The organism is Methanofollis ethanolicus (assembly GCF_001571385.1).
Classification (GTDB): domain Archaea; phylum Halobacteriota; class Methanomicrobia; order Methanomicrobiales; family Methanofollaceae; genus Methanofollis; species Methanofollis ethanolicus.
The window spans coordinates 2652502-2673838 of record NZ_BCNW01000001.1 but is presented as its reverse complement, the minus strand read 5'-3'; the positions used below and the strand labels follow the sequence as shown (position 1 = coordinate 2673838).

24 protein-coding genes are annotated in these 21337 nt (G+C 61.3%); 7 read left to right on the top strand and 17 right to left on the bottom strand.

All coding sequences use genetic code 11. The features are described from left to right. Positions 1-3: 3 nt before the first annotated feature. On the top strand, positions 4-1077 hold the full coding sequence (locus MEFOE_RS12965; RefSeq protein WP_067052723.1) for an ABC transporter ATP-binding protein: 1074 nt from the start codon (positions 4-6) through the stop codon (positions 1075-1077). Here MEFOE_RS12965 and MEFOE_RS12960 read toward each other — a convergent pair. Further along, complete coding sequence (locus MEFOE_RS12960; protein ID WP_067053343.1) at positions 1074-2213, bottom strand: putative sulfate/molybdate transporter; 1140 nt, start codon at positions 2211-2213, stop codon at positions 1074-1076. The two genes, MEFOE_RS12965 and MEFOE_RS12960, sit on opposite strands and share 4 nt — an antisense overlap. 105 nt (positions 2214-2318) lie before the next feature. Here MEFOE_RS12960 and tsaA point away from each other — a divergent pair, with 105 nt between their 5' ends. Beyond that, a complete protein-coding gene (gene tsaA / locus MEFOE_RS12955; RefSeq protein WP_067052722.1) occupies positions 2319-2873 on the top strand; it encodes a tRNA (N6-threonylcarbamoyladenosine(37)-N6)-methyltransferase TrmO in 555 nt (184 codons plus the stop codon). Here the strand turns inward: tsaA and MEFOE_RS12950 are convergent. Together MEFOE_RS12950 and MEFOE_RS12945 are read right to left on the bottom strand one after the other, a co-directional pair. Then, positions 2851-3198 (bottom strand): hypothetical protein, encoded by a 348-nt coding sequence (locus tag MEFOE_RS12950; protein ID WP_067052720.1) that lies wholly within the window; start codon positions 3196-3198, stop codon positions 2851-2853. The two genes, tsaA and MEFOE_RS12950, sit on opposite strands and share 23 nt — an antisense overlap. A 16-nt stretch (positions 3199-3214) precedes the next feature. Then, entirely contained in the window at positions 3215-3439 is a 225-nt protein-coding gene (locus MEFOE_RS12945) for a hypothetical protein (protein WP_067052718.1), read from the bottom strand. A gap of 88 nt (positions 3440-3527) precedes the next feature. On the opposite strand from MEFOE_RS12945, the gene MEFOE_RS12940 reads away from it, so the two are divergent. Next, on the top strand, positions 3528-4340 hold the full coding sequence (locus MEFOE_RS12940; RefSeq protein ID WP_153015983.1) for an amino acid kinase family protein: 813 nt from the start codon (positions 3528-3530) through the stop codon (positions 4338-4340). Positions 4341-4360: 20 nt separating this feature from the next. On the opposite strand, the gene MEFOE_RS12935 is transcribed toward MEFOE_RS12940, so the two are convergent. Then, a complete protein-coding gene (locus MEFOE_RS12935; protein WP_067052713.1) occupies positions 4361-4594 on the bottom strand; it encodes a hypothetical protein in 234 nt (77 codons plus the stop codon). An 83-nt stretch (positions 4595-4677) separates the two neighbouring features. Between MEFOE_RS12935 and MEFOE_RS12930 the strand changes: the two genes are divergently transcribed. Both MEFOE_RS12930 and MEFOE_RS12925 read left to right on the top strand, forming a co-directional pair. After that, positions 4678-5490: an amino acid kinase family protein gene (locus MEFOE_RS12930; protein ID WP_067052711.1), complete on the top strand. Its 813-nt coding sequence runs from the start codon at positions 4678-4680 to the stop codon at positions 5488-5490. A 68-nt stretch (positions 5491-5558) separates the two neighbouring features. After that, entirely contained in the window at positions 5559-6254 is a 696-nt protein-coding gene (locus MEFOE_RS12925) for an ABC transporter substrate-binding protein (protein ID WP_067052709.1), read from the top strand. Here MEFOE_RS12925 and MEFOE_RS12920 read toward each other — a convergent pair. After that, complete coding sequence (locus MEFOE_RS12920) at positions 6230-7633, bottom strand: P-loop domain-containing protein (RefSeq protein ID WP_083523476.1); 1404 nt, start codon at positions 7631-7633, stop codon at positions 6230-6232. The genes MEFOE_RS12925 and MEFOE_RS12920 overlap by 25 nt on opposite strands. A gap of 94 nt (positions 7634-7727) precedes the next feature. Between MEFOE_RS12920 and MEFOE_RS12915 the strand changes: the two genes are divergently transcribed. Both MEFOE_RS12915 and MEFOE_RS12910 read left to right on the top strand, forming a co-directional pair. Next, a complete protein-coding gene (locus MEFOE_RS12915) occupies positions 7728-8501 on the top strand; it encodes an MBL fold metallo-hydrolase (RefSeq protein ID WP_067052708.1) in 774 nt (257 codons plus the stop codon). After that, positions 8501-10138 carry an ATP-dependent DNA ligase gene (locus MEFOE_RS12910; RefSeq protein ID WP_067052706.1) on the top strand — a complete coding sequence of 546 codons (1638 nt, stop codon included), beginning with the start codon at positions 8501-8503 and terminating at the stop codon, positions 10136-10138. Before MEFOE_RS12915 ends, MEFOE_RS12910 begins: the two co-directional genes overlap by 1 nt. Here the strand turns inward: MEFOE_RS12910 and MEFOE_RS12905 are convergent. The 12 genes from MEFOE_RS12905 to MEFOE_RS12850 all read right to left on the bottom strand — a co-directional run bounded on the left by MEFOE_RS12905 (position 10125) and on the right by MEFOE_RS12850 (position 21271). Next, positions 10125-10913: a hypothetical protein gene (locus MEFOE_RS12905; RefSeq protein ID WP_067052704.1), complete on the bottom strand. Its 789-nt coding sequence runs from the start codon at positions 10911-10913 to the stop codon at positions 10125-10127. The genes MEFOE_RS12910 and MEFOE_RS12905 overlap by 14 nt on opposite strands. A gap of 56 nt (positions 10914-10969) precedes the next feature. Then, a complete protein-coding gene (locus MEFOE_RS12900; RefSeq protein ID WP_083523475.1) occupies positions 10970-12124 on the bottom strand; it encodes an Nre family DNA repair protein in 1155 nt (384 codons plus the stop codon). After that, entirely contained in the window at positions 12121-13158 is a 1038-nt protein-coding gene (locus tag MEFOE_RS12895; protein WP_067052702.1) for a DUF2117 domain-containing protein, read from the bottom strand. The genes MEFOE_RS12900 and MEFOE_RS12895 overlap by 4 nt, the downstream gene beginning before the upstream one ends. Positions 13159-13199: 41 nt before the next feature. Beyond that, complete coding sequence (locus tag MEFOE_RS12890; protein WP_067052700.1) at positions 13200-15035, bottom strand: YgiQ family radical SAM protein; 1836 nt, start codon at positions 15033-15035, stop codon at positions 13200-13202. A 37-nt stretch (positions 15036-15072) separates the two neighbouring features. Further along, positions 15073-15549 (bottom strand): hypothetical protein, encoded by a 477-nt coding sequence (locus MEFOE_RS12885; RefSeq protein ID WP_067052697.1) that lies wholly within the window; start codon positions 15547-15549, stop codon positions 15073-15075. Positions 15550-15709: 160 nt separating this feature from the next. Then, the gene (locus tag MEFOE_RS12880) at positions 15710-16327 is read right to left on the bottom strand and encodes an energy-coupling factor transporter transmembrane component T family protein (protein ID WP_067052695.1); all 618 of its coding nucleotides are present in this window, start codon (positions 16325-16327) and stop codon (positions 15710-15712) included. Continuing rightward, positions 16276-17691: an ABC transporter ATP-binding protein gene (locus MEFOE_RS13885; protein ID WP_067052693.1), complete on the bottom strand. Its 1416-nt coding sequence runs from the start codon at positions 17689-17691 to the stop codon at positions 16276-16278. The genes MEFOE_RS12880 and MEFOE_RS13885 overlap by 52 nt, the downstream gene beginning before the upstream one ends. Continuing rightward, positions 17688-18215: a hypothetical protein gene (locus tag MEFOE_RS14590; protein WP_067052692.1), complete on the bottom strand. Its 528-nt coding sequence runs from the start codon at positions 18213-18215 to the stop codon at positions 17688-17690. The genes MEFOE_RS13885 and MEFOE_RS14590 overlap by 4 nt, the downstream gene beginning before the upstream one ends. Positions 18216-18807: 592 nt before the next feature. Continuing rightward, entirely contained in the window at positions 18808-19134 is a 327-nt protein-coding gene (locus MEFOE_RS12865) for a MazG-like family protein (protein WP_067053338.1), read from the bottom strand. A gap of 117 nt (positions 19135-19251) precedes the next feature. After that, positions 19252-19872 (bottom strand): hypothetical protein, encoded by a 621-nt coding sequence (locus tag MEFOE_RS12860; RefSeq protein WP_067052690.1) that lies wholly within the window; start codon positions 19870-19872, stop codon positions 19252-19254. Between the two features lie 20 nt (positions 19873-19892). After that, entirely contained in the window at positions 19893-20681 is a 789-nt protein-coding gene (locus MEFOE_RS12855; RefSeq protein WP_067052688.1) for a hypothetical protein, read from the bottom strand. A gap of 116 nt (positions 20682-20797) precedes the next feature. Continuing rightward, positions 20798-21271, bottom strand: coding sequence for a hypothetical protein (locus tag MEFOE_RS12850; protein WP_067052685.1), 474 nt, complete (start codon positions 21269-21271; stop codon positions 20798-20800). Positions 21272-21337 lie beyond the last annotated feature (66 nt).

Genomic DNA, 21337 nt, shown 5'->3' with positions numbered 1-21337 from the left:
ACCATGATCGAACTCAGTCATGTTGCAAAGAATTTCGGCGAGAAAGTCGTCCTGAAAGACGTGAACGCAGCGATCCGGGACGGCGAGATCTTTGCGATCATCGGCCCCTCGGGGTCGGGCAAGTCCACCCTCCTCCGCCTGATCAACCTCCTGGACACCCCCTCGGGCGGGGAGATCCTCCTCGACGGCGCCGACATCCACGCGGACCGGGGGAGCGCCCTCGGGTTCAGACGGCAGATGGCGATGGTCTTCCAGAAACCGGCGGCCTTCAATGAAACTGTCTATGACAACATTGCGATCGGCCTGCGGATCAGGCATGTCCCCGAGGCCGGGATCAGGGAGAAGATCGCGGCCGCCCTCGAGGTGATCGGGCTTTCCGGCTATGAGAAACGGAAGGCAAAGACCCTCTCGGGCGGGGAGATGCAGAGAGTCGCCATCGCCCGTGCGGTCGTCACCGACCCTGTCGTCCTCCTCCTCGACGAACCGACCGCAAACCTCGACCCTGTGGCAACCGAGGCGATCGAGGACCTGGTCGTGCGTATCAACAGGGAAATGAACCAGACGGTGGTCCTCTCGACGCACGACATGCTCCAGGGCCAGAGGCTCGCCCACAGGATCGGGGTGCTGATGGACGGTGTCTTCGCCCAGATCGGGACGCCGCGTGAGGTCTTTGCGATGCCGAAGAACCGGTATGTGGCGCGGTTTGTCGGGATCGAGAACATCATCGAGGGAGAGGTGCGGGAGAACAGCGATGGCGTCGCCGCCATTGCCGCCGGTTGGGTGACGATCGCCGCGGTCACCCCTCTCGGGCCGGGGACGAAGGTCTGCGCCTGTATCAAACCCGAGGACATCACCATCCACCTTGCCGACGGGACCGGCATCTCGGCGCGAAACGTCCTCTCCGGGAGGGTGACCGGGGTACGGGCCTACGGCCCCCTCAACCACCTCACGGTCGACTGCGGCATCCCTTTCACTGTTCTTGTCACCTGGAAGTCTGCCGAAGAACTCGGCATCAGGGAGGGGATGGCGGTGAAGATCTCCTTCAAGGCCAGTGCTGTCCACGTCGTCGAGGATTAACTCCCTCTTTTTGCTGCCTTGGCCCTCCCGTACCTTTCCAGGGCCCAGGCAAGCATGAGCCCGATGACAAAGCCCACCGTGATGTTCATGAGAACGGAGAGGGCGGCGATGACCACGGTCACAAAGATGGAATCGGTCTTCATGCTGTGTTTGCCGAGTTCGACCGCCGCAAAGATGAGGAGGCCGCCGAAGACCCCTATCGGGATCAGGGCGAGGCTCTCAGGCGAGGCGAAGAAGAGGGCGAAGCCCAGGAAGATGGCCCCGGCGATGATATTCGAGCCTCCTGTCCGTGCGCCGAATCTGTACTGGGCGGCAAGGCCGCCGGCACCGTGACACATCGGAAATCCTCCGAAGGGAACGGAGACGAGGTTCATGACGCCGATCGTCCGGGAAAGGCGGTCGGGGTCGACCTCTGTCCTGAAGAGGTCCCGCGTCAGGAGGGCCGTGGCAAGGATGGCATTGGTGAGGGTCAGGGGGATCTGCGGGGGGACGAGGTACCATGCGGCGAAGAAGACGTCGGCAGGGTTCGGGAGGACGAGCGCGGGCAGAGATATCGCAGAGAGAGACGGGAGGCCCGCGCTGAGCACGCCCGCACAGACCCCGATCCCGAGGACGAGGAGGGCCGAGAGATCTTTAACCTTCCAGCGGAGCGCGGCGAGGAAGAACAGGAGGACGACGCCCACCGAGATCCCGGCGAAGAGGGGGTCGGCGGCGACGAAACCGAAGGAAGTCTTCAGGAGGAGGAGGGCGAGTCCCGCCTGCACGCCGCGGACGACAGAGGTCGGGATACGGTCGCTGAGATAACGCATACCTCCGACGAGGCCGAGAGCAAGGAAGAGGACGCCCATGATCAGTCCGGAGGCGGCGATCTCCCCCGCGGTGAGGCCCTCGGCGATCGCGATCGCCCCGACGGCCTTCAGGGGTTCGACCGGGATGGGCAGGCGGTAGTAGAGGCCGGAGATCACGTACCAGAGGGCGAAGAAGAGGAAGATATACGAGAGGTTCACGTTGCAGACAAGGGCGACGCCGAGCACGATCGGGAGGATGGTACCGAAGTCGCCGACAGATCCTGCGGCCTCGCTGAGATTGAATCGTAGGCCAGATCCTTTTCGTACTTCCTCTCCCGGCCCTGTCACCACACCCCCCTCCTGATCATTGCTGATATCTGAACCCTTTTATCAGTTCTCCAATAATCTTCCTCTCATGTGCGGCCAGGGTACAGGGGCCGCCGGGATAGATATATGGCCGATATTAATGTCAAGAGCACAGACCCCCATGACCTCGCGATCCTGTACAGGCCTATCGGAGTCATCAGGTCTGGTTTTACCGAGCAGGCAGATACTCCGATCCAACCTGTTTTTTCCAGGTCAGATGGTCGTGTGGAGATCTTTCCCGAGTATGCGGAAGGTCTGCTGGATCTCGACGCTTTCTCCCACATCATCCTCCTCTACCATTTTAACCGTGCCGGCGATGTCGAGCTCAGGCGAAAGCCGTTTCTGGACGGTTCACGTGAGAGGGGGATCTTCGCGATCCGCCACTTCAACCGCCCGAATCCAATCGGCCTCTCCATCGTGGGACTGAAGGCTGTGCGCGGGAACGTCCTTGAGATCTCCGGCGTGGACATTCTGGACAACACCCCCCTCCTCGACATCAAGCCATACATCTACCCGTTTGACCACAGGGAAAATGTCCGTTCCGGATGGGTGGACCTGCAAACAGGAGGCCGCACGCCCGAGAAGTGCACGCCTGCGGAATTGTCCGGGCAGGGAGACCTCAGTCGAGGGCCCTCGCCCTGATCGCCCCGAGAAGGTCTGACCCCAGGATCTGCTCGACCTCCCGGGGATACTCTGCAAGGATCTTTGAAAAGAGGACTGCCGTTCCCTGCGCGGTGGTCGAGACACCGACCCTCTCGGTGCGGGTGACCAGTCCGTCCTCCTCCAGGGCGGCGATGACGGGGATGACATAGTAGTGCGGGACAGAGAGGTATTCGGCCAGGCGTCTGGTCTTTGGGAACCTGATGCTGATCTCCCCCTCTGTGCAGAGGAAAGTAATGGCACGGTCCTCAAGAATGAGAATCCGTGCAACAGCAGCGAGTATCTCGCTTGAGGTCAGTGCGGGCATAGCCCAGATATGTGTGTTACTCGTCTTTCTTTTTATGCCGCTCTTCCTCTGGCATCGCTTCGAGCCAGACGATCTCGGCACCCAGGTCGGCGGCGATGAGTTCGATCTCGTTCTTTCGGAAGTGTTTTGCCTCTACCCAGAGCCTCTTTGCGTTGTTTTCACCGGTTACGGCGACGATGCGGAACTTCGGCTGCTGGACCCCGCTGCCGATCTTCTTTCTTTCGCGGACATAGATCTTCATCTGTTTCACCGTATACCAGCTGATATACCAACTGGTATCATCCCTGTTATATCTCCCGGACTATAAACATTATCGTCACGGTGATACCATAACGGCACAACGCTTTGAACTCAACTCCGGCCTCCGCGGCGAGACCATGGTGCGGAAGGGTCTCATGAAGCGGATAGACGAGATCCCGCAGATCAGGATCATGCCGGACCTCAATGTGATCAAGATCGGCGGTCATGGCACGATGGACTTCGGCCGCGAGGTCGTCTTCCCGATCGTCGAGGAGATCGGCGCCCTGAAGGAGGCCGGCGAGAAAGTCCTTGTCGTCACAGGCGGCGGCGTGCGCGTCAGGCATATCATGGACATCGGGATCAACCTCGGGATGCCGACCGGAGTCCTCGCCGAACTCGCCTCCAAGATCAGCGAGCAGAACGCCCTGATGATGTCCCTCCTCCTCTCGAAGTACGGCGGGACCCAGGTGAAATCGGGCGACCTCCTCGAACTCCCGACCCTCGCCGCTCTCGGACTCCTGCCGGTGACTCACGGCACCCCTCCGTACGGCCTCTATGAGCAGCCTGCCGAGATCGGGTCGATCCCGCCGAACCGGACTGATACAGGTGCCGTGCTCATCGCCGAGGTGATGGGTGCGAAGAACTGCATCCTTGCAAAGAACGTCGACGGCCTTTACACCGAGGATCCCCGCATCGATCCGGCGGCCGAGTTGATCCCTGAGATCAGGGCAGACGAACTCCTCGGCAGGGACATGGAGGATATGGTCCTTGAGAAGAAGGCGGTCGAACTCCTCCTCCACACCAAACACGTGAAGGAGATCAGGGTGGTCAACGGCCATGTGCGCGGGAATATCACGAAGGCCGTTCGTGGCGAGAAGGTCGGGACCCTGATCCGGGCCTGACCTCTCTCACGTCATCTTTTTCAGCGGGCGACGCTCTTCATCTCGCCGCGCTTCTCCTCGGGCATCGGTAAGAGATAGATGATCTCGGCCCCGACGTCTTTTGCAATCCCCTCGATCTCGGTCTTCCGAAAGTGCGTCGCCTCGATCTTCAGGTGCGACTCCTCCCCTTTTCCACCGGTGACGGCGACGACCCTGAACTTGGGCTCTTTGACGCCGCTCCCGATCTTCTGTCTTTCTCTGACATAGATCTTCATCTTCAGTCCCCCCTGCCGGACATCTGGCCGGCTATGACACAACTGAAATATAAAACATATTATATATCTCTTGCCGGTGTGCCATGCCAGAAGAACGCTTTGAACTCGAGTCAGGTCTCCGGGGTGAGACACTGGTTCGGAAGGGCCTGATGAAGAGGATCGCCGAGATCCCGCAGATCAGGATCATGCCTGATCTGAATGTGATCAAGATTGGCGGCCACGGGACCATCGACTACGGCCGCGATGTCGTCTTTCCCCTCGTGGAGGAGATCGGCGCGCTGAAGGAGGCTGGTGAGAAGATCCTCCTTGTCACCGGCGGGGGCGGGCGTGTCCGCCATATCATGGACATCGGGATCAACCTGGGGATGCCGACCGGTGTCCTTGCCGAACTTGCGGGCAAGATCAGCGAGCAGAATGCGATCATGATGGCCGTCCTCCTCTCGAAGTACAACGGCGTCAGGATCCACACCGGTGACCTCCTCCAAATCCCCATCCTCACCGCCCTCGGTCTCCTGCCCGTGACCCATGGCACCCCCCCGTACGGCCTCTATGAACAGCCGCCCGAGATCGGTTCCATCCCTCCCAACAGGACAGATACCGGTGCGGTGCTCATCGCCGAGGTGATGGGTGCGAAGAACTGTATCCTTGCGAAGAATGTCGACGGCCTCTATGTCGGGGACCCTCGCATCGACCCCGAGGCCGCCCTGATCCCTGAGATCACGGCAGAAGAACTCCTCGGCAGGGACATGGAGGACATGGTCCTTGAAAAGAAGGCGGTCGAACTTCTCCTCCACACGAGGCATGTGAAGGAGATCAGGGTGGTCAATGGTCATGTGCCGGGCGCCATCACAAAGGCCGTGAGAGGTGAGCGTGTCGGCACAATCATCCGGGCATGATCCCTCTTTTTTATAGATATCTTCATATGTAGTGGTGCCATAGAGATCCCACGTTTTGAGGCATTCCTATGACGATCTATCTCGGCATTGACGACACCAATGCGGATGGCACCCCAGGCACCGGCAAGATCGCCCGTGCCGCCGCCGCCGCCCTTGCCAGGGATTTCCCTGTCCTTGGCGTAACCAGGCACCAGTTGTATCGCCATGACGACATTCCTGCGACGATCCACAATGCAGCCCTCTGCGTGCACCTCGAAGGCTCCGGGAATGCCGCGGGCGGGCAGGTCTTTGCCTATGCAAAGGACTTCGTATCCCGGAGTGCGGCCCCGGGGAGCAATCCTGGCATCTGTGTTGCGTACGATGACCAGATCATCTCCGAGGTTACCGCCTTTGCAGAGGACGCAAAAACCTGCGTGCTCTCCCTGAACGAGGCGCGCACTGTCGCACGCCGCGCCGGCATGCTCGTCGAGGGATTCGGCACCATGCGTGGCCTCATCGGCGCCGTTGCCGCTGTCGGGCTTGCGGCATCGGGAAATGACGGCAGGTACGTGCAGAAAGGGACGCTGCGCGATCTCTCGGGCAGGTGCACTGTCGGTACCGTCCTTGCGGCGGGCGTCGATGAGGTGAGGAGCACTGCAGGAACTGTGATCGCCGATGGGACCGTCACCTTCCAGGAGTTTCCGAAGCCAACTCTGGAAGGGGGGCGTGCCGTCCTGTACGTGGAACCTGACGGCGAGGGTTACAGGGACGTGCGGTCGGGCTGATCCCGTCTTTTTTCTCCGTTTCCCCCCTCCTGTATCTGCCTCATCTGCCCCTCCAGGTACCGGAGGTACCGCGCCCTGAAGGCCGCGGGGTTGACCGCTCCGGCCGTGTGGCCGGAGAGGATGAGGATCCTGTCTGCCTGGGCGATGAGGGGATCGAGGGACGAGGCGGCGAAGACGAAGGCGCACTCCCCGAGGGCGTCCCGCCGCGTCGCAAGGAGGGTGGCGATGGGTGTCACGTCCGCCTCCTGCAGGCAACTTGCGACAAGGAGGTTTGCCGCCGCCCTATCCTCGTCGATGAGGAGGAGGGGCGCGCCTGTCCGCACCGCCTCCTGCACCTGCACCGCCATTGTCATCGATCCGCTCCCCCGCCCGAAGGCGGCCTTCGGCGTCCCTGTCATACCGGGAGGGAGGCGTCCGAAAAAAAGACTCACGTCGGCGCCGTGGAGGTCGGGCCCTCCCGCTTCCGCGGTCCGCGCCCCCCGCACGGAGACGACGAGTTCCCGACCGTCGCCGGGAGCGTGGTCGTCCTCTCCCGAGAGGATTGCCTGGAGGAGAGTCGTTTTTCCCTGGGCGTTCGATCCCGCAACGGCGAAGGCCTCCTTCTCACGGATGCCGAGGCCGGCGACCGTCCTCCCGCTCGCCGGGAGGTCGACCTCGACAGGCCCGAGTTCCTCGGGGCAGACGAAGGGGATATGCACCCCTTCCTTCGGGCCGGCCACGCGGTGGTGCTGCCTGAAGCGGGTGAAGGCCCGTGCCGGGCAGGTACTGTCACCGATGAAGCAGACAAGACCCATTGCCGGGAGTTCTTTCCTGAGAAGTTTCTGGTCGAGAGAGAGCGTCGCCGCGGCGGCGATCTCCGGTGCCGGCACCCTCTGCACCATCTCCCCGATCGCGTCGGCAAGGTCTGCGACCGCCCCGGCGACCTCGCGGGCCGTTGCATCCCCGGGCGGCCCGGGGTACGGAATGGCCCCGTGGACGGTGCAGTGGAGGCCGGCGGTGTCGAGATAGTTCTCCCCGTCCGGTTTCCAGAGGCCGGTGCCTGCCCGTGATGCCGACCTGACAAGGGTGATTGGCTCTGTCCCCCCCGCATATGCCGCGGGCCTCTCGGTGTCAAGGCCGCCGAGGGGGTGCAGCCGTGCGTCCGCGGGAGAGGCGCGTTTCACTTCCTCAAGTACCGCCCAGACCGCACCGTCGGCTCCTCGTGGATCGATCTCCGGCCTGAAGGGAAGGATGAGGGGGACGGAGAACTGGAGGCACGCCCCTTCGGGAGAGCGGACAAAGTATGCGTTCACGCCCTCCCGGACCTTCGGTGCGTCCACCATGTCTCTGCACGCCGCAAGGACTGTCGATGTCGCACCCATCCATCCTCTGCCGCTCATCACGGATCTATCGGGTATCGAGAAAGAAATCCCTGCCGATGGCGGCGCACCCATTCGTTAAGCACTATAACCGAGCAGAGCGTACCACACTGCAATGAAGATCACCATCCTTGCCAGCGGGAGCAAGGGCAATTCCGTCTATGTCGAGGGGGAGGACGGCGCCCTCCTCATCGACGCGGGACTCTCGGCAAAGGAGATCCGCACCCGTCTTGCCGCGGCAGGCGGCGACGAGGAGGCGGTCCGCGCGATCCTCGTCACCCACGAGCACATCGATCATCTCAGGGGTGTGGACGTCCTCGCGCGCCGCTTCGGTGTCCCGGTCGTCGGGACAGGCGGAACCCTCGGTGCGTTCCTGGACAAACGCACCTCCGCAAAACCGGTGGAGACCGTGCGGGCGACGTACGGCGAAACCCTCGCGCTCGGAAATTTTTCGGTCACGCCCTTTGCGACCGTCCATGACGCCTCAGAGCCATGTGGTTTCTGTGTGCGGGAGGATGGTATCGGCTTTGGCTGTTGCCTCGACACCGGCATCGTCACGCCGGGCATCGAGCGCGCCCTCGGCACATGTGACGCCGTCGTCCTGGAGAGCAACCATTGCCCGCAGATGCTCGAAGAGGGGCCGTACCCCTATTATCTCAAGGAGCGCATCCGCTCGAAGCGGGGCCACCTCTCAAACACCGCCGCGGCTACCTGCCTTGGTGACATCGGAGGAAATCTCTCCGCAGTTTTCCTCGCTCACCTCTCCGAGGTGAACAACACTCCTGAAAAGGCGGTCGCCGCCGCAGAAAGTGGCCTCGGCCTGTACCTCGACGACACCGACCTTGTCGTGAGCGGGCAGCACGAGATCTCGAGGCCGGTGATCCTCTGATGGACTTCACGGACTTTTCCTGCATTTGTGAACAGATCGAGGGGATCAGCGGGCGCCTGGAGATGATAGATGTCATCGCCTCCGTCCTCCCCGGTCTCTCGGACGACGAACTTCCGGTCTTTGTCAGGTTCGTGATGGGACGTATCTTCCCTGACTGGAGCCCCCTCAAACTCGGCATCGGCCCGAACCTCCTGTACGAGGCCGTCGGCTATGTCGCGGGGAAGAAGAAGGAGGAGGTCATCGCCGCGGTGAACGAGACCGGGGACGTCGGCCTCGCAGTCGAGCGCCTCCTTGCGACAAAGACTCAGATGTCCTTCTTTGCCGAGTCTCTCACCCTCACCGGCGTCTTTTCCGACTTCACCCGGATCGCAACGACCGACGGCAGCCGCTCGCAGCGTGAGAAGATGAAGATCGTGCGTGGTCTCCTCGGCACTGCCGGCCCCCTTGACGGTCGCTACCTCGCCCGCCTCCTTCTCGAAGAACTGCGGATCGGGGTCGGCGAGGGGAATGTGCGGGACGCCGTTGCAAAGGCTTTTTCCGTCGACCAGACCCTCGTCGCCCATGCCTACCAGGCGATCAACGACCTTGGCAGAGTCGCCCTCCTTGCCCGGCAGGGAGAGACGGCCCTCAGGGATGTCCGCATCGAGCCCTTCCACCCGGTGAAGATGATGCTCGCTCAGCAGGGCACCATCACCGAGATGGTCGGGGACCACGGTGCCGTCGCCGTCGAGTACAAATATGACGGCACCCGCTTCCAGTTCCACAAGGTCGGCGACGACTGCCGCATGTACTCCCGGAAGCTGGAGGAGGTGACAGGAGCGGTACCCGACGTCATCGAGATGCTCTGCGCGGCCACCGGCCACGACGTGATCCTGGACGGCGAGGTGATCGCCGTGAAAGACGGGAAGCCCCGCCCCTTCCAGTTTGTCCTGCGCCGTTTCCGCAGGAAGCACGCGGTGGAGGAGGCGATCGGGCGTGTGGAACTCGTCCCGAACGTCTTCGACATCATGTACCTCGATGGCGAGACCCTCATCGACCGGCCCTTTACCGAGCGCCGCGCCATCCTGGAGACGGTCCTTTCCGGCTACGTCGCCCCGCAGTGGGTGGGCGACGACATCCCTGCCCTGGAGAAGATCTATCAGGAGGCCCTGGACGCCGGTCATGAAGGCGTGATGGTGAAGGTGCCGGGCGCCGCCTATACGCCGGGGGTGCGGGGCAGAAACTGGATCAAGGTCAAGCCCGCAGTGGATACCATCGACCTTGCGGTCGTCGGCGCTGAGTGGGGGGAGGGGCGTCGCGCCCATATCTTTGGCTCCTTCCTCCTTGCCTGCCAGGACGAGGGCGTCCTTCTGCCGGTCGGCAAGGTGGCGACGGGATTTTCCGACGACCAACTCGCAGCGTTCTATGCGGCGCTCAAGGATCTTGTCATCGCCGAAAAAGGGAAGGAGGTCGTCTTCGAACCGGAGATTGTCTTTGAGGTCGGGTACGCCGAGGTTCAGAAGAGCACGAACTATACGAGCGGCTATGCCCTCCGCTTCCCCAGGTTCGTGCGGTTGCGGGAGGACAAGGGCGTGGCCGAGGTGGAAACGGTGGAAGGTATCGCTGCCAGGTACGAAAGGCAGCTCAAATCCTTATGACCCTGTACACCGTCCTGTTTTCATCCCCTTCCACATAGGCGTAATACTCCGAGCCATAACCTTCAACATTGGTGAAGGTGACCTCGCCATTGAAGTCGGTGAACTTTGTGTGGAAGCGCATCCCCTCCCGCTGCCTGAGCATCAACTTTACATCGGGTGCCGGTTCCTGCGTCCGGCGGTTTTCCACTCTGAAAGAGAGTGTCGGGTTGAGGGGTTCGTCGGGCCTGTCTGCTTTGTTCTGAACGACCGATCCGCTCGCTGTCGGCATGGCGACTTTGGCAAAACTCACATCGCCTGTGTTTCGCACGAGAAGAACGGAACCGAGAAGGAACGCGACAAAGCCTGCGGCCGCGGTGATGAGGAGTCCTGCAGTCATCGAGAATTCAGGGGCCCCCGTATATACGGGGATGATGTCAGAGAGGAAATAGGCGAAAAAATCCTCAGTCCATGAGAAAAGAGTGACGCCGCCGAGTTCGGCGAGGAGCACCATCGCTGTGAAGACGATGAAGACGCTCCCGATGGCGACGGCGGTGATGCCGATGAGGATGGCTAATCCTCGCACGATCGGTGGACGGTTGGTGACGTGTCCTCCCCTCTTGAGGATCTGGGCGAGGAAGACGGCAAAGAGGTTCAGGTAGATGATCCCGCCGATGAAGAGGGTGTAGAGGTCCTGGCTGGAGAAGGTCGGTGTGACCATGGCCGCCGGCGTGTTCAGCGCAGAGACCGCGGATACCAGGGTGGCAAGAAGGAGGGGTGCGATCCCGTACCGATACATATTCCTTTTTTATGAGCTGGAAAAATAAATAGTTTTATGTTTAGATTGCAGTGACATTATCCAAAAAATTCAAATAACGACCTCTGCGATAGCATCTCCGGGATGAGTCTGCTCTTCTGCCGCCACCGCGGCGACCTGATCACGTCGTCCACCCGCGCCATCGCCTCCTTGATATCCCCACACCTGACAGGTGCCTGTTCCATCGCCTTTCTGGTCGCCTCCCTGATCACCCAGGACCCGAGGGGCGCCCAGTAGTCGCTGCCCGCGTACCGCACCACGACAACTCGCGCCGATCTCCCTGTGCGTGCGAGGTGCTCGGCGACGGCGAGACGGGCCGCGTAATAGGCCCCGCCGATGGGGGAGTAGCCGCTCCTCTTCTTCCCCTCGATGTCCTGGACGATCGTCTCCTCCTCTCCCGACCAGAGAGAGTGCTTCCCCCAGATCTCGATCATCTCGAACTTCCAGTCGCCGGGGACGAGGATGACAGCCATCGTGTTCCCGTATGCCGTGGCGGCGAAGAATTCGATCTCGCTCGCAGGCTGGAATCGGGCGATCCGCCTCTTCAACCCGGTGCCGACGGTGTCGTCGACGGCGGTGATCGACCACCGAGTCGGGACGATGCGGCGTTGCCTGCCAAGGAGCCCTGCACTCATCATCTGTGCGATCTGGTAGACGTCGACTCCTTCAGAGCCGAGGGTCACGCAGGCCTCGGTCGCCGTGAGGTCACTGTCTGAGGTGACCCGGTCGACGACCCTTTCGACACGTGCATTGTCCAGCACGTCGAGTTTCCTGATGCTCCCGGAGAGTCCGACCGGCGTGACCGTGCCGTCGAAGCGGAGGTCGAAGCTGACCGGGCGCTCGAAGGACGCCTCGATGTCGAGGGGCCGGGAGGAGAGTGCGATCTCCTGGATCTGGTCGGAAATCGCGTCCGGCCGTGCGGTGCCCCGGATCGTCCGCGCCCTGATGCCGACGATGTCGTCGATGGAGAGGCCCTGCGCCATCCAGAGGGGTGGGAGGTCGGGGTCGTTGACCATCAATGGCCCTGCCGAGACCGCCGGGTATCCGGCCGAACCGACGAAGACAGACGGGGCTGATCCCATATAACTCGTGCCCCGGGCGGCGGTCCGCACCTGTGCATGGAACCTGCTCATGATCGGGCACTTCGGGAGCCCGCAAAGGAGTTTTCCCTTGCACTCGGCGCATATCATCATGATTGTCGCCTCTGGTCGAGGACGATCTCAGCCCTGCCCTCTACCATTCTGAGGGCTCCGGCAATCCATTTGTCCCAGTCTGTTTTTCCATCAGGAACTGTCCCGGCGATATCGAGGCCGACTTCGTCGTCTCGCCCTGTGGTCACGGCGAGCACGACCGAACTTTTCGGGAAGGCCCCGTTGACCACGCCGTCTCTGTCGCCATCGGTGATGCCGAGCACGGGGATGCCGAGGTGACCGGCGATGTGCCCGGCCACGGCTGTGGTGTCGTCGCCGATGGCGAGCACGCCGCAGGTGTCAGGGGCGAGCAGGTCATAGAAACGGTGGCCGCAGTGGTCGAGGACGATCACCCGCCCCTCCCCCTGCACCCGTTTACCGCCGGTCGGCGGTCGTTGCCTGATCTGCCCGCTCTTGCACCATGCATGGGCAAGGGAGACCGGCCCTGAGCGGGCGAGTTTCTCAAGGCCGTGGGGCTTGACCAGAAGCCCGGAGACAGCCTCGACTGCGCCGTACCTCTCGCGCAGCACGACGGTCCCGGTCGTCGCCCTCCCGATGACGACCCCGTTGACAAAGACCGGTTCTCCCGGGACGCACCCCCTGACCTCCCGCACAGAACCGCTGTCCGGTGGTTCGGCCCTGCCCTCCTCGACCGTGTAGCCGAGGACTGAGGCGAGGCATGCTGCAAGGGCGTTGTCCCCGTCGTTCCAGCAGAAGACCGTCCCGGGCGTGCATTCGATGTGAACAAGGCCGCGCCCGAGTCGGCCGGCGACGATCCCGCCGAAGACACGGCCTGATTCGGGGGTCTTCCCGCGGTTGAGGAGGAAGGCCGGGCCGTCGATGTGGGCGAGCACCTGGCTCGGGGGGACGCCGCAGTATTCACAGGGGAGGCCCGACTCCTCCGCGGCGGTGCGGCCCATCACTCCGGCGACGATGATGCGCACATCGCCGAGGGATGCAAGGAGTCTCCCGACGTCCCCGCAGTCGAAGGGGTCGGGGCCGTGGACGATCATGGCGAGCGTTTCCCCGGTATCCATACCTGAATGTGTGGGCCTTCCCTGACAAAAATCCACTGGCGTCATCGCCTGCGCCCGCTCCATCTCTGTGTCGCCGCCCTCTCCCTCTCAGGCTTATCATGCCGTGCCGGGATGAGGCAGGCCCAGCCGCTGCCGATGAGGTCTTCCCGCCCGGCCTGCCGCAGTCCTTCCGCGACAAGGCCGCGGTTCTTCGGGTCCCTGTACTGGAGGAGCGCCCGCTGGATCTCCTTCTCCCGCCCTGCCGGGACATGGACCCGTTCCATCGTCATGGGGTCGATGCCGGTGGCGTACATGCAGGTCGAGCGGGTCATCGGCGTCGGGGTAAAGTCCTGCACCTGCTCGGTGTACAGGCGTTTGTCCCTGATGTACTCGGCGAGTTCGATACTGTCCTTGATGGTGCAGCCCGGGTGGCCTGACATGAGGTACGGGAGGAGGTACTGTTCTTTTCCTGCCTTTCTGCTCGCCGCTGCAAAACGCTCCCTGAAGCGGTCGAAGACTTCCCTGCCCGGTTTGTTCATGAGGGTGGTCACCTGTTTTGCAATGTGCTCGGGGGCGACCTTGAGGTGGCCGGAGACATGGTGAGCGGCGATCTCGTCGATGTACGCGGGGTCGGCAAGGGCGAGGTCGTACCTGATCCCTGACTGGATGTGCACCTGCCGCACCCCTGAAAGTGTCCGCAACCGGCGCAGGAGGTCTACCTGGGCGGCATGCGAGGTCGCAAGGTTCGGGCAGTCCGGGCTGCACCGCCTGTCCGGGCAGGCGCCATGCTTCTCCCACTGCGAGCAGAAGATGCCGTACATGTCCGCGGTCGGCCCGCCGACGTCCTGGACCACGCCTTTGAACTCGCGCATTGTTGCGAGGCGCCGCGCTTCGGCGAGGATCGAGGCAGGGCTCCGGCTCTGGATGATCCGGCCCTGGTGGTGGGTGAGGGCGCAGAAGGAGCAAGAGCCGAAGCAACCGCGGTGTGTGGTGATGGAGAACTGTACCGGTTCAAGGGCAGGGACCGGTTCCCTGTACGACGGATGCGCGGCCCGGGTGTACGGGAGTTCGTAGACATGGTCGAGCACGGCGGTGTCCAGGGGGAGGGCCGGAGGGTACTGGACGACCACGGTCTTCGGGTGAGACTGGACGACCGTCCTGCCGCGGACCGGGTCCTGCTCCCGTGCATGGAGGGCGAAGGCCCGGGCATAGGCCTCCGGGCTCTCGCGCACCTCCGGGTAACCGGGGATGACGACCATCCCCGCCGGGTCTGTCTCCCGCCACTCAGCGACCGGGATCGTTACCGCGGTCCCCCTGATCTCCCTCAGATCCTTTCCTGCGGCAAGGCGTCCGGCGATCTCGACGACCTGCCTCTCCCCCATCCCGTAGACGAGGGCGTCCGCGGGGGCGTCGGCAAGGATCGCCTGGCGGACCGAGTCAGACCAGTGGTCGTAGTGAGCGAAGCGGCGCAGACTTGCTTCAATGCCCCCGAGGACGATCGGGGTGCCCGGGAAGAGAGACCTGACCCTGTTCGCGTAGACGATCACCGCCCTGTCCGGGCGGCGGGGCCGCCCGCCCGGGGAGTAGGCGTCTGTGCTCCGCCGCTTCTTCCGCGGCGTGAAGGCGTTGACCATCGAGTCCACGTTTCCCGAGGAGATGCTGAAAAAGAGCCTGGGCCTGCCGAGACGGAGGAAATCATCCGGCTTTTTCCAGTCCGGTTGCGCGATGACGCCGACTGTGTAGCCCGCGTCCCAGAGCACTCTCCCGATGATCGCGGTCCCGAAGGATGGGTGGTCGACATAGGCGTCGCCTGTAATGAGGATGACGTCGAACTCCCCGATGCCGAGTGCGTCGGCTTCCTCGCGGGTCATGGGCAGGAATGGTGGCTGCGGGATCATGCCTGCAGATATCCTCTCCTGCGGAGAAAAACCTGTGTTATGGAGACCTCGTGTACGTCCGGGCGGTTCCGAGGCCGTTTCTGGAGAGGGTGTCGGTCCTGTTCCTGAGGTAGAGGATGGATTCGGTATTGCCGAGGACGGTGAGGTGGTACGCGCGCATTCCCTCGACTCTGATAGCCGTGTCCTCCTCCCAGACCCCCGTATGCATGCGTGCCTCCTCTGTGAGGTTCTCGGGGACGGTCGTGAGGGTGCCGGTGCCGTCAGGGCGGAGGACGAGTTCCTCGTGATACGGCGGGTCGGAGACCCATCTACCGGTGACAGGATCGGCAGCTTCCCCTTTCGGGGTGTATGTAGGCAGGGGTGCTGATGTCTGTGCCGGTGTCACCGCCGCCGCGCCGGTGTCTGTCGTGGGGACGGTCGTCTCTCCGCCTGCCCCGCTGGTGGCGAGGAGGAAGACGAGGATGAAGAGAAATGTCAGAACTGTGATGATACCCAGGGCTGTTTCCCCTTTCATGGTGAGGGTATCGCCCGCAGTCCGTTTTATATCTGCCTGTTCGGCCCTACGGGAAATAATCTCTTTAAATCGAGCAGAGATCAAAACTGTGGGATATTTTTCTCGATTCTCTCGATCCCGGGCAGGTCTCGGGGCGCACCTGATATCAACCTGTCCGGGATCAGAGGTGTTCCCGCAGCCTCCGCAGGTCGATGGTCAGTCCGATCACCTCGGCCTTCCCGAGGGCGTTGGCGATGAGGGGCACGAGCACCGGTAGGGCCTTCCTGACCATGCCCCTGACGCCTGTCCCGGGCGAGAAACCCCGTGCCGCCTGCGCCTCACTGATCTTCGTCCCCTCGATCTGGAGGTGGGGGACGAACCGCAGGGCGACGAGTGCCATCAGGGCGTAGTCCGCGGGAAAGCCGATCCTCCGCAGGGCCCTGACAAGGGCGGTCGGCATGGTCGTGGCCACCAGGATCTGGAAGGCGAAGACCATGGCGCAGAAGCGGAGGGCAAGGGCAAGGCCGAAGGAGAGGCCGATCTCCGGGACGGTGAGGACGGTGACGGCGACAAGGAACCCGCCGAGGAAGATGAGGAGCGGGACCTGTTGCGCCAGGTCTTTTCCTGTGCCTGCAGCAACTCCGAGAGCCGCGAGGCCAAGGACCATGCCGCCGAGGACGAGCGGGTCGCTCGTGAGGACGGCGAGGATGACGACCGCCGCGACGCCGCCGATCTTCGCGACCGGGTTCATGCGGTGGAGGACGCCTGTGCCGTTCCTGTACTGGAAGATCTCCTGCATGTCTCCCCTCCGTGTGTGGTGTCTTCGACGACCTGTCCTTTTTCCATCCTGATGGTCCGGCCGGCATACCGCGCCGCAAGTCCATGGTCGTGGGTGACCATGACGACGGCTTTCCCCTCCCTGCAGAGGCGCTGCAGGTGGTCCATGACGATGCCCGCCTCCTCGGGCGCAAGCCCGGTGGTCGGTTCGTCGAGGACGATCACCGCCGGGTCCATCGCAAGGACGCAGGCGACGGCGAGGCGCTGCCTTTCGCCGCGGCTGAGGTGGCGGGGGTAGGCGTCCTTCCGCGCGAGGAGGCCGACGGCGGCGAGGGCGGCCCTTACCGCCCCTGCCGGGTCGGGGACGCCGGTGTTCCGCGCCCCGAAGAGGACCTCGCGCTCTGTCGTCTCCTCGAAGAGCATGGTGTCCGGGTTCTGGAAGACGAGGCCGACCTTCCGGGCGAGGGTGGCGATCGGGTGCTGTTTCGTGTCCATGTCGCAGACCTCGACCGTTCCCTTCTCTGGGAGGAGGAGGCCGTTCAGGTGCCTGATCAGGGTGGTCTTCCCTGACCCGTTCTCGCCGGTGATCGCCACGCACTCCCCTGCCCTGACGACAAGGTCGATGGGGCCGAGGGAAAAACCGCTGCCATAAGAGTGGGCGAGGCCTGCGATCCTGATTGCGGGCTCTCCGGCCGGTGCGGCCTCTGCCCGCCTCCCGGCCGGAACCGCTGACGGGCCTGCCCTGGCGGTGACCCGCCCCTCTTCGAGCCTGACGACGCGGTCGGCGATCGCGGCGAAGGGGCCGGGCGTGTTCTCAGCAAGGAGGATCGCGGTGCCCTTCTCCTTCAGGGCGGCAAGGATCCCGGCCACTCGTTCTGCATGGGCCGGGTCGAGTTCGGCCGCGGGTTCGTCAAGGATCAGTACGGGCCTTCCGCCTGCGATAGCCGCGCCGAGGACGGCCCGCTGTTTTTCCCCGCCGGAGAGGGTGTGCGGCGCCCTCTCCCTGAGGTGGAGGAGTCCCATCATTAGAAGGATCCCGGCGGTGTCCGTCCCTTCTCCGCAGGCCGATCCGATCTCCTCTTCGACGGTGGAGAGGATGAGCTGGGCGTCGGCATCGTCGAAGGTCATACCGACGACAGAGGCGACATCCTCCATACCCTGGTAGTCAGCTGCGTCCTTCCCTGCGATCCTGACCGTTCCCTCCATGGTGCCGCCGTAACCGTGGGCGAGGACGCCGCCCGCGGCGCGGCAGAGCGTGGTCTTCCCGGCCCCGGTCGGGCCGGTGAGGAGGACGAGTTCGCCTGCCCCGACCGTGAGGTCGACGCCCTTCAGGGACGGGGCGTCTGCGCCCGGATAGGTGTAGGTGAGGCCGTCTAGCCGGATCACAGGTCTTTCCCCCGTGTGAGGGCGCGGGATGCGGGGATGAAGAGCGCCTGAGCGATTCCGGCATTCACGACCGCGGTCAGGACGACGATCGGTGCTGTCACCAGGACGAAGGCCCCGATCGAGGGGAACTTCGTCAGGATCGTCGGGGCGATGGCAAGGGCGGCAACGATGACGAAGGTCGCCCCCGAGGCAAGGGTCGCAACGAGGGTGGCGATGCCGGGTGCCATGCCGACCCGCCCTTTCAGCGCTGTATAGGCGATGAGACAGATGGCCGCACCGATGGGTTCTGAGATGAGGTTTGCGGGCGGGAAGATCGAGTGGCTGACGAGAGCGCAGACGATCCCGGCGACGACGCCGATACCGACGGCCTCGCCGAAGGCCGGGACGATGAGGATGATCGCAAGGCAGTAGAAGGCGATGACCAGGTTCGAGACGATCGGGCCCGGGATCACCAGGGAGATATAGCGCATGATCGCGCCGGTGGCAAGCAGGATACCTGCAATGGCAATGTCGCGTGACTTCATGATATCGAGGTTGTGTAATATTCGGCTGGCTGTGCTCGGGAGATGAAAAGAGTGCGGCGGTCACCAGCGCCAGGGTGATGCCGGGGTGGCGGGTCTGCACCCCGCGGGGAGCGAGGTATGTTTCATCAGATACATCGTTGTATGTAATTGTGCATTGAAGTATATAATGGGTGCGGCGGAGAAGGGAACGTAACAGCGGCACCATGCGCCGCGGCGAAAAAAGATATGAGGGATCCGGCCCGGGGGCCGGGTCGGGCCAGGGGTTCAGGCCCGTTGTCCGGGGATATACTCTTCACCGTCTCTTTCTTTTCTTGCCCCCGAAGTCTTCGGGGTCGAACTCCTCACCGAACTCGTCATACGACTGTTTCCGATCTCTGCCCATGTCTCTATCATTCATCTGGTTTCTGATCATTTTTGTCCCAGATCTGGACATAATTTCAGGTGATATGTACTGATGTATAAATCTAATTGTTCGGCGCTGCAGGGTTTATATCTGATATGAGGGATAGGGTGATGCTCGATAGTGGCCGGACCCCTGGGCGGCTGGAGACGCCTGAATGGTCTGTCCGGCTGAAAGATGGAGTGTGGAAATTTATTTTTCCAGAAGAGGATATTTATCCCGGTTTTTTTCAATCTTGGCATTGACTGCCACCCTGAGGTCGATCTCCGCATCATGGGTGAAGATCAGGGCATAGATCACGATGTCGGCAAGTTCGTCTGCGATATCTGACATCCTTTCCCGGTCGATCTCCCCGAACTCCTCTCTCCCTTTCCACAGGAACATCTCCTCCAGCTCGGCCGCCTCGATAGAGATCGCGGCGGCCAGATTCTTCGGGTCATTGAGCGTCTTGAATCCCCTCTCGTCTCTGAATGCAACCGCTTTCCGCACGCACTCTGAGAGATCCCAGCTGTTGTGCATGGTCTCTTCCCTCCAGGATTTTTTTTCAGGAGGGGCGTTGAAAAGGTTTGCGTCGTGACTCCGTGTCAAGGAGGTAGGGATCGGTGGCGGTTGCCGAAGATGTCGGGAAAAAAGAATTCAGGAATTGTTTTCCATCGCCTGCTTTTCTTTCAAGAGTTTCAGGGGGTGTTTCCACCAGAAACTTTCAGGAGAGTACGGATCTTCTGCGTCAAAATAACTCTCAAGAATTTCCTCGATATTTTGCAGATATTTGCGTTTTAATTCCTCATCGAGGGTGGAAACTTTCACTTTCATCTCTGTAAGATCATAGTCTCTTTCTAATTCCCTCAGGTATATTTCGATAGCAGTACGGGTGGATAAATCATTTGGAATCTCAAGTTCATATGGTTCCAGTTCGGCAAATGAATGTAGCATCACAGGATAAAAATCGACATCGTCTTTCAATCTATCGAGTAATTTTTCACGATAGTCCCGCCCTCTTTTCCGCTCCAGTGCTTCCAATTTTCTGGTTATTCTCTCATACTCTTTTCGAAAGCCTTCGCAGTCGGCTCCGTTCTCTTCGAGCAGACGTATCCAAAAAGGGATAAGGTGCTTGTATGAATAGGGCGCACTGGCAGAGTATCTGTCATATCTTCCTCCTAGTTCATCGTAGTGATCGTCAGTCTCTTTGATGCTTTTTTCATAGGTGAGCAGACTCCTTGTTATTCTATCGAGGAGTCTTTCCCTTAGATCATTCATTTAATTCCGTCTCCACATGCTTAGTTCAATCTGATCAACCTGTTTGCGATTGTTACATCAACGTAGTGAGGATCAATCCTCGGTTTAAAGAACGTCGTGATCACCCCTTCTTTCGTGACGCTCACGAATTCATCGACACTGCGATCATAGACGACCAGCGTACCGATGCCTATCTGGTAATACAACTCGACGTTGCCGTCTCTCCGGTTGGCAAGGGTTGTTGCCTTATCGAGGTACACCGATTTTGTAAAGGTCTCACCCCACTCGAATTGATCGAGTACGTGCTCTGTGTAATGTTTGTCCAGGTTTCCGGAAGCCGTGAGTTTTTTGGTCGGTGCCCATCCTCCTTCACAGACGTTTTCGAGCATCTTCCCGACACGGAAGAGGTTGACATCTCTCTTGTAGAGTTGAACGAGTGTTGAATCTGTCGCTCCGTGCGTCCTGAGCACACTGAGAACGTCGTCGCCGTAACTTGCCTTGAGCACGGTCAACGCTTCGGTCGTCTCGTCGGAGTACTTGGTCACTCCGGCCATCAACCCCACGGCAAGTTTGGCCAGATGTGGATGCTTCACCACGAATTTCCCGACGACGACCGCGACCTTCGCCGCGTCCCCGTAACCCGGGATCAGCGCAGCGAGGTTGAGGCCTGTGCCGACAAGGTCGCCCCGCGAGATCGTCGTTGCGATGTCCCTGACGTCGCCGAGGACGATGACCCCGCTTGCGATCCACCCGCCCAGGTAGTAGATGTTGTCATGGTCGTCGGCGCCCCACTCCCCGAGGACGGCGCCGAGGAGGAACTCGCGGCCCATTTCCAGGGGGCCGTAGCGCTCCGCGTAGACGAGGGGATCGTAGTCGGGATATTTGGTCTTCAGCGGAGTGCCACAACAACGTGCGAAAAAATGGATGAAATCGATATCCTTGGGATCTAACTCTCTTTAAGATATCCTGCTTTCTGGAGTAGATTTTCGGAGGTCTGATAATCTTCGATGAGTTTTGATACTGGAATCATAAAGTACGCTTCTGTATCGGCCTGCATTTGCCGGATTACGTCTAGAGTTACCTCCTGCACCACTCGAAACCATTCTTCCAGAGGGGCCGTAAATTCTTTTCTGGGCTCAAACCATTCTATAACTTCGGTCTCGAAGATGATGGTGACCATATCGCCCCTGGGGACAAAAATCAGGGTATGGGGATCGTCAAGGAGATCGATCTTGCAGGTCTCTCCTCGAAGGAGTTTTGGGATGCACTCCTGATTGATTGCCGCTATTAGATAGTCGCAAAAATCCGAGATCTCATCAATTCTAATATTGCCCTTTTCACCATGAGTCAGAGACGTTCCCATATATGAAAGATGAAATTCTCCATCCTTAATCCAAAAATTAATTTTTTCTGAATCCATGGAAATCACACCGATGGCAATTTATTCACCATATATGCCGATACAATCGCCCTGTTGGGGGAGGTT

Coding starts and splice junctions, on each gene's coding strand:
- MEFOE_RS12885 (WP_067052697.1), bottom strand. CDS start 15,549: ATGAAAGGGGAAACAGCCCTGGGTATCATCACAGTTCTGACATTTCTC.
- MEFOE_RS12900 (WP_083523475.1), bottom strand. CDS start 12,124: ATGATGATATGCGCCGAGTGCAAGGGAAAACTCCTTTGCGGGCTCCCG.
- MEFOE_RS12895 (WP_067052702.1), bottom strand. CDS start 13,158: ATGGATACCGGGGAAACGCTCGCCATGATCGTCCACGGCCCCGACCCC.
- MEFOE_RS12925 (WP_067052709.1), top strand. CDS start 5,559: ATGACGATCTATCTCGGCATTGACGACACCAATGCGGATGGCACCCCA.
- MEFOE_RS12890 (WP_067052700.1), bottom strand. CDS start 15,035: ATGATCCCGCAGCCACCATTCCTGCCCATGACCCGCGAGGAAGCCGAC.
- MEFOE_RS12910 (WP_067052706.1), top strand. CDS start 8,501: ATGGACTTCACGGACTTTTCCTGCATTTGTGAACAGATCGAGGGGATC.
- MEFOE_RS12880 (WP_067052695.1), bottom strand. CDS start 16,327: ATGCAGGAGATCTTCCAGTACAGGAACGGCACAGGCGTCCTCCACCGC.
- MEFOE_RS12935 (WP_067052713.1), bottom strand. CDS start 4,594: ATGAAGATCTATGTCAGAGAAAGACAGAAGATCGGGAGCGGCGTCAAA.
- MEFOE_RS12850 (WP_067052685.1), bottom strand. CDS start 21,271: ATGGATTCAGAAAAAATTAATTTTTGGATTAAGGATGGAGAATTTCAT.
- MEFOE_RS12905 (WP_067052704.1), bottom strand. CDS start 10,913: ATGTATCGGTACGGGATCGCACCCCTCCTTCTTGCCACCCTGGTATCC.
- MEFOE_RS12950 (WP_067052720.1), bottom strand. CDS start 3,198: ATGCCCGCACTGACCTCAAGCGAGATACTCGCTGCTGTTGCACGGATT.
- tsaA (WP_067052722.1), top strand. CDS start 2,319: ATGGCCGATATTAATGTCAAGAGCACAGACCCCCATGACCTCGCGATC.
- MEFOE_RS12965 (WP_067052723.1), top strand. CDS start 4: ATGATCGAACTCAGTCATGTTGCAAAGAATTTCGGCGAGAAAGTCGTC.
- MEFOE_RS12855 (WP_067052688.1), bottom strand. CDS start 20,681: ATGGGCCGCGAGTTCCTCCTCGGCGCCGTCCTCGGGGAGTGGGGCGCC.
- MEFOE_RS12865 (WP_067053338.1), bottom strand. CDS start 19,134: ATGCACAACAGCTGGGATCTCTCAGAGTGCGTGCGGAAAGCGGTTGCA.
- MEFOE_RS12920 (WP_083523476.1), bottom strand. CDS start 7,633: ATGAGCGGCAGAGGATGGATGGGTGCGACATCGACAGTCCTTGCGGCG.
- MEFOE_RS12930 (WP_067052711.1), top strand. CDS start 4,678: ATGCCAGAAGAACGCTTTGAACTCGAGTCAGGTCTCCGGGGTGAGACA.
- MEFOE_RS12915 (WP_067052708.1), top strand. CDS start 7,728: ATGAAGATCACCATCCTTGCCAGCGGGAGCAAGGGCAATTCCGTCTAT.
- MEFOE_RS12945 (WP_067052718.1), bottom strand. CDS start 3,439: ATGAAGATCTATGTCCGCGAAAGAAAGAAGATCGGCAGCGGGGTCCAG.
- MEFOE_RS12860 (WP_067052690.1), bottom strand. CDS start 19,872: ATGAATGATCTAAGGGAAAGACTCCTCGATAGAATAACAAGGAGTCTG.
- MEFOE_RS14590 (WP_067052692.1), bottom strand. CDS start 18,215: ATGAAGTCACGCGACATTGCCATTGCAGGTATCCTGCTTGCCACCGGC.